We start from the raw sequence: 6,084 nt of genomic DNA, 5'->3' as shown, positions 1-6,084 counted from the left end.
CCCACCGGCAGACTCTGGTCTAGCAGGAGCATCTGGAGCAACCGGTCCAACAGGAGATCCTGGAGCAGCAGGCCCAACAGGTCCACCGGGAGACACAGGCCTAGCAGGAGCAACGGGCCCAACAGGTCCAACGGGAGACACAGGTCTAGCAGGAGCAACAGGCCCGACAGGAGCAACAGGTCTAGCAGGAGCAACAGGCCCGACAGGAGCAACAGGTCTAACGGGAGCAACTGGAGCAACAGGTGCAACTGGTGGCGGAGCTATTATTCCGTTTGCTTCAGGTACAACACCAGCGCTGTTAGCTAACGCGGTATTAGCTAATACAGGAACTCTACTTGGATTTGGATTTAGTCAGCCAGGTATAGCTCCAGGGGTTGGAGGAACTCTCACAATACTACCAGGTGTTGTAGGTGATTATGCATTTGTAGCACCACGTGATGGAATTATCACGTCATTAGCAGGTTTCTTTAGTGCAACAGCTGCATTAGCTCCATTAGCACCTGTTCAAATTCAGATGCAAATATTTATCGCACCTGCTGCAAGTAATACGTTTACACCAGTAGCGCCACCTCTATTATTAACACCAGCATTACCAGCAATAGCAATTGGTACTACAGCAACAGGAATCCAAGCATATAATGTTCCAGTAGTTGCTGGGGATAAAATATTAGTATATGTTTCATTAACAGCAGCAAGTCCAATAGCAGCAGTTGCCGGATTTGTAAGTGCAGGTCTTAATATCGTTTAATTTGTTACAATGTTTAGTAGGAAATTAAACAGGGGTTTGTATATAGTCCTTCCTAATAAATTTAGGAAGGACTATATTTTTGGGGGAAATAAGTAATAAATCAATTGAACAATTACTCTTTGTTAAGTTCGTATAAAAAAGTATAATTTACCCTTTCTCATTTAAGGAATAAGTTATGTAACTTTAAAAATTTTCGATCAGAAAAAAAGATGAATTCTTTAAAAAAAGAATTCATCCATAAAATAAACTATTTATTTTTATTGCAGTTACATCCTTTTTTCTTTACATAGCCTTGCTCGGCTAAGTCTCTTTGCGATTGAGAATTGGAAGATTGAGAGGATGCTGAAGAGCTACTATTTTTATTATAAGAGTAGTTTTTTCGATAGTTATAATTACTCATAGTACTATCACCTCCAATTTAATATATAAATATTATATGTATGTACACTATCAATTGTTACTATTTTTAATAGGAAGAGAAGATACAATAAAAAAATCTCCTTGGTATTTTCCTAGGAGATAAATGATGATTCTTTTGAAAATTCACAAATTAATAGCCCCAGTAAAGAGGAAAGTAATAAGAATCTTGGTGATGCGGATTCTGTTGTTGAGCGAGGGGCTGGGTTGGATAATTTTTCGTTTCACGGTTTTGATTGCAGTTTGCCGGAGGACCAATTACAGTAGTTGATTGAATAGGGGAAACCGCTTGTTTCCATTGTTGTTCATTGAGGCAGTAAGTATGGGCCATCATATGAGCTGGAGTTAATCTTAAAATGTCAGAACCGAAAATAACTTCTGGAGTTGGAGCGTTGAAAATAGCTAATAAATGAGTATTATCTGCTGTAGCAATTTCATAATGCCACCACGCTTGTGGAATGTTGGCAACTTGCCCGGGTTTTATCGGTAAGTTTAATATTTGATTCGTAAATGGATTAAGTAAAGAAACAACAGCAGACCCTGAAATACAATAAACAAGTTCAGCTGCATTTTGATGAATATGTGGTTCTACAACATTTCCTGTACTTAAATAAATATCTAATAAAGAAGTATTTTCTAAAGTGTTTAATTGTTTAATACCAAGTACATTTATATAATTTTGGGCATCTTTCCGAAAAAAATTACTTTTATTTACATCATAAGTAAAATTGGTTGAAGGGGAGGTATAGTCGATGTTGGCAGTCAATTGTATTACCCGCCTTTCTATAGGTAAGTTAGGTTACAAAATTAGGATATGTGTCTAGTCTTTGTTTTGTGCTGTTGTCAGTAGCTTAATAAATTCACTTATTCCATAAAGAATAAAGTATAAAGATTAAACTATATTCGTATTCCCATTCATACTTTGGATTGATGGAAAAAAGTAATGAAAATGTTAATTTAAAAGTACATCAATCATTTATAAGGAGTGAATGTTCATGTCATTTAGTGAAATGATTAGAAATGAAGTACTCAGCTGGGCGGGTGTTTCTGAAAAACCGCATCGATTTGGTGGTATTGAAATAAATTATGGTAAGAAAGAACTTGGCCATCTTCATGGTGATAAATTAGCTGATTTACCATTTCCGAAGTTAAAGCGAGATGAATTAGTGAAGCAAGGATTGGTAAAACCACATCACGTATTACCTGAATCAGGATGGATCAGTTATTATATAAAGAGTGAAGAGGATATTCCATTTGCAATTGAGTTATTTCGTATGCAATATGACCGAATTAAAAAGTAATGAAATATAGTAGGGTAATAAAAATTTATTTTCATGTCACATCCCTCCTTAATCGTTCGTCTTGTATGTAGAACGATTAAGGAGGGATTTTATTATGAATACATTTGATGTAGCAATTGTTGGCGGTGGGCTTGCTGGATTAACAGCATCTATATATTTAGCGAAAGCTGGAAAGAAAGTGATTGTATTAGAAAAATCCAGTCAATTCGGTGGCCGAGGGATGACTATAAATAAAAATGGAATCTGCATGAATCTTGGTGCACATGCTTTATATAGAGGCGGGGCAGCGTTTATAACTTTTAATGAGCTCGGTTTGAATCTTCCAGGTGGAATACCATCTACAAAAGCACATGGAATATGGAAAGGGGATATATTCACCATCCCAACAGATTTTCGCTCAATTTTATCAACACCACTACTTTCTTGGTCTGCAAAAGTACAATTCTCACGTCTTATGATTCGTTTAGAAAATTTAGATGTAGGAGAAGTTCCGAAAATGAGTCTAACTACATGGGCAGAAAATGAAATAAAAGATCCAATGGTTCGCAATATATTTTATGCGCTATGCCGGACAACAACATATACGTTTGCTCCTACAATACAATTAGCATCATCTGTACTAAAGCAAATACAGCTTTCTATAAAAGAAGGAGTGCTTTATGTAGATGGTGGTTGGGAGACGATAATAACAAAATTAAGAGATTTAGCGAATGATGTCGGGGTAAAATTTTTGGCTAAAAAGCATGTTTTGGAAATAGAGCATTATGAAGATAAACAAAGAATACATTGTGTTGATGATGAGGTTTTTGAAGTAGGTACAGTCATCGTGACGACTCCGCCGAAAGAGGCTTGTAAAATAATAAAAGGTGCAGAAGGAACAAGTTTGCATAAATGGAGTGAACAATCGGTACCGGTTACTGTTGGTGCATTAGATATTGGCTTGAGACAATTACCCAATCCTACACATCAATTTGTATTAGGATTAGATCAACCTATATTTTTCACAAATCAATCGAGAGCAGCTAAATTAAGTGAAGACGGATCAATTGCAGTGAGTCTAATTAAGTACCATAATCCTGTGCTAGAGATGAATCATATTCATGAAGATAAAGAACAGTTGGAAAGTACGATGGAGTTGTTACACCCAAATTGGAAAAGGGAAGTTGTTGCACAGCAATATTTACCGAAAATAACAGTAGTACATGATTTTCCTCATATTGACCGTGTTGAAAAGCCGGGTCCTAATATACCTGAAATGCCAGGTGTTTATGTTGCAGGAGATTGGGCAGGGCATGATGAAATATTAGCTGATGCTGCGGTAGCAAGCGGGAAACGTGCAGCGTTACACATTTTAAAGCAATATGAAAGTGAGGCAGTTCATCATGGAAACGGAGCAGTTATATGAAGCGTATCAACCATTATTATTTTCGTTATCATACAGAATCCTTGGGAGTGTTATGGATGCTGAGGATATCGTTCAGGATGTATTTATCTCGCTAAATAATATAGAAGATCCACAATCTATAGAAAATATGAAAGCATATTTATGTAAGATGGCGACAAATCGTTCAATTGATAAATTACGATCGGCAGCGCATAAACGTAACGTGTATGTAGGGATGTGGTTACCAGAGCCACTTGTAGAAGATAGTGATGAGCCATCAAAGTCATTTATAATGAAAGAATCCCTTTCCACCGCATATTTATTACTTTTACAACAACTATCTGAGGTAGAAAGGATTGTTTTCATATTAAGAGAGGTTTTCAGTTATGAATACGAAGAAATAGCTTCAATTGTTGATAAGAGTAGTGTGAACTGCAGGAAGATCTTTCAACGTGCACGAAAAAGCATGTTGGAGAAACCGAAGCAATCAAAATTAAGCACGGAGAAAATGGCTTCTTATGTTGAAAAGTTTGTAGCATCATTACAGTGTGGGGATACGGAAGGTATGTTGGAAGTATTAAAAACAGATGCTATACTCAAAGCTGATGGTGGCGGTAAAGTTACGACTGCGATCAATCCAATTTATTCTGCAGATCGAATTATACGTTTGTTCTTTGGGATTGCACAACGATTGACAGAAGAGTACACTGTTGATTTCAAAATGGTAAATGGTATACCAGGAGTTATAGTTACAATAAATAATAAAGTAACATATGTTCTTTCGTTTGCATTTGAGGATGAGAAGATTTCAAATATTTATATGATGGTTAATCCTGAAAAACTTATGCATTTGAATGTAAAAATATAAAAAAGCGCATTTCTTCAGAAATGCGTTTTTTATTATTTTTCTAACATTTCAAGAGGTACATCTTTTTCGCCAGCTACCTCAAATTTAATTTCCCCGTCTTCTTCATAAATACGTGTAATAATCGGTATAGTAATCATTAATTTTTTATGCTGCTTTCGTTTTCGAGCAGCATCTAAGCTAATCACGTTCATTTGTAAGCATCCTTTCTTCTGGAAATATATAAACAAAGAAAATGCGTCCGAAAAGGGCGCTTAATTGAATTTGAAATACCGATTCATTTAAATGGGGTTTATATAATTTAATAACTGCAATTTTTATATGAAATAATATGAATGGAATAATTGCACGTAGAAATTAACTTTACCAAAAAACGAAACAATATGCTATAAAAAATTATAAATCTTTGTCATATAACGGGAAAAAGGATTTCGTTTCGCATATAATAAAAGTAGACGGGCAGCAAGAGCTTTTTCATCATATTGCTTGGAAAGGCGATGAAAAGAATGGATACGTTAGATTCATTATTACTTCAACTTGAACAATATGGAGAAGAGCATGATCGGAATAAAAAAATACGGGAAGAAAAATTACGGAATATTTCTCGTGAGATGGGGCAATTTTTATCAATTTTAGTAAAAGGGTGTAATGCAAAAAACATTTTAGAAATCGGAACTTCTAATGGTTATTCTACATTGTGGTTAGCTAATGCGGTAGAAGAAACAAATGGAAATGTAACAACTGTAGAGCTTTCTTCAGAACGAGTTGGAGAGGCACTTGTCAATTTTGAAAAGGCAAACCTTTTACAAAGGATTGATGTTCACAATCAAGAAGCAGGGGCATTTTTAGATTCCCAATTAGATCATTCATTTGATTTTATTTTCCTAGATTCAGAGCGCACGCAATACATGTGGTGGTTTGAGCATATAAAACGTATGTTACAGCCAAAAGGTTTTCTTGTTGTTGATAATGCAACTTCTCATGCAAGTGAATTAGATGAGTTTATAAAAATGATTGAAGAAGATGATACGTTTGAAACAGTGTTATTAGCGTTTCAAAAGGGAGCATTTGTAGCTCGCAAAAATAAATAGAAGTGAGTGTAATAGAATTATCACATTGAAAACGGGTGAATGTCAAAAGATTGAGTGTAGCACGATTAAAAGAACGTAAATTATTTAGGAAATATATGAAGAATCCGCCTTCAGCATGTAGTTCTCTAGGTCTTAAGTCTGAGGAAAATTATGTTGATTACAGGTATACTTATAGTAAGAAACAGGGAATGACTGCATAAACAGACATTTCTAAAAAAATCGATTTCAAGCAATCAGAATGTGTATGAAATACGATATAATTGATGAAATATAGTGCA

At 35.4% G+C, this 6,084-nt stretch carries 7 protein-coding genes; 5 read left to right on the top strand and 2 right to left on the bottom strand.

Annotated elements, in window-relative coordinates; translation table 11 throughout:
* The coding region (gene bclB / locus MR136_RS24245) for an exosporium glycoprotein BclB-related protein (protein ID WP_305037708.1) at positions 1-748 on the top strand (748 nt) is incomplete at its 5' end.
* Between the two features lie 550 nt (positions 749-1,298).
* Here bclB and MR136_RS24240 read toward each other — a convergent pair.
* Positions 1,299-1,931, bottom strand: coding sequence for a cupin domain-containing protein (locus tag MR136_RS24240; RefSeq protein WP_061457194.1), 633 nt, complete (start codon positions 1,929-1,931; stop codon positions 1,299-1,301).
* A 229-nt stretch (positions 1,932-2,160) separates the two neighbouring features.
* Between MR136_RS24240 and MR136_RS24235 the strand changes: the two genes are divergently transcribed.
* The 3 genes from MR136_RS24235 to MR136_RS24225 all read left to right on the top strand — a co-directional run bounded on the left by MR136_RS24235 (position 2,161) and on the right by MR136_RS24225 (position 4,718).
* Positions 2,161-2,466: a luciferase domain-containing protein gene (locus tag MR136_RS24235; protein WP_000010317.1), complete on the top strand. Its 306-nt coding sequence runs from the start codon at positions 2,161-2,163 to the stop codon at positions 2,464-2,466.
* A gap of 94 nt (positions 2,467-2,560) precedes the next feature.
* Positions 2,561-3,871 carry a phytoene desaturase family protein gene (locus tag MR136_RS24230; protein ID WP_061457195.1) on the top strand — a complete coding sequence of 437 codons (1,311 nt, stop codon included), beginning with the start codon at positions 2,561-2,563 and terminating at the stop codon, positions 3,869-3,871.
* The gene (locus MR136_RS24225; RefSeq protein ID WP_017674052.1) at positions 3,849-4,718 is read left to right on the top strand and encodes a sigma-70 family RNA polymerase sigma factor; all 870 of its coding nucleotides are present in this window, start codon (positions 3,849-3,851) and stop codon (positions 4,716-4,718) included. Before MR136_RS24230 ends, MR136_RS24225 begins: the two co-directional genes overlap by 23 nt.
* A 32-nt stretch (positions 4,719-4,750) precedes the next feature.
* On the opposite strand, the gene MR136_RS24220 is transcribed toward MR136_RS24225, so the two are convergent.
* Positions 4,751-4,909, bottom strand: a complete 159-nt coding sequence (locus tag MR136_RS24220; protein ID WP_001100984.1) for a hypothetical protein — start codon at positions 4,907-4,909, stop codon at positions 4,751-4,753.
* A 303-nt stretch (positions 4,910-5,212) separates the two neighbouring features.
* Between MR136_RS24220 and MR136_RS24215 the strand changes: the two genes are divergently transcribed.
* On the top strand, positions 5,213-5,806 hold the full coding sequence (locus MR136_RS24215) for an O-methyltransferase (protein ID WP_016124554.1): 594 nt from the start codon (positions 5,213-5,215) through the stop codon (positions 5,804-5,806).
* Positions 5,807-6,084: the final 278 nt, after the last annotated feature.

Origin of the sequence: Bacillus cereus group sp. BfR-BA-01311, assembly GCF_022664295.1 — a bacterium.
GTDB lineage: Bacteria > Bacillota > Bacilli > Bacillales > Bacillaceae_G > Bacillus_A > Bacillus_A cereus.
The sequence above is the reverse complement of the archived record's forward strand: the minus strand, read 5'-3'. Positions and strand labels throughout refer to the sequence as shown.

What these genes read in the sequence shown, in the direction of transcription:
- MR136_RS24220 (WP_001100984.1), bottom strand. Translation starts at nt 4,909, where the DNA reads ATGAACGTGATTAGCTTAGATGCTGCTCGAAAACGAAAGCAGCATAAA.
- MR136_RS24215 (WP_016124554.1), top strand. Translation starts at nt 5,213, where the DNA reads ATGAAAAGAATGGATACGTTAGATTCATTATTACTTCAACTTGAACAA.
- MR136_RS24230 (WP_061457195.1), top strand. Translation starts at nt 2,561, where the DNA reads ATGAATACATTTGATGTAGCAATTGTTGGCGGTGGGCTTGCTGGATTA.
- MR136_RS24235 (WP_000010317.1), top strand. Translation starts at nt 2,161, where the DNA reads ATGTCATTTAGTGAAATGATTAGAAATGAAGTACTCAGCTGGGCGGGT.
- MR136_RS24225 (WP_017674052.1), top strand. Translation starts at nt 3,849, where the DNA reads ATGGAAACGGAGCAGTTATATGAAGCGTATCAACCATTATTATTTTCG.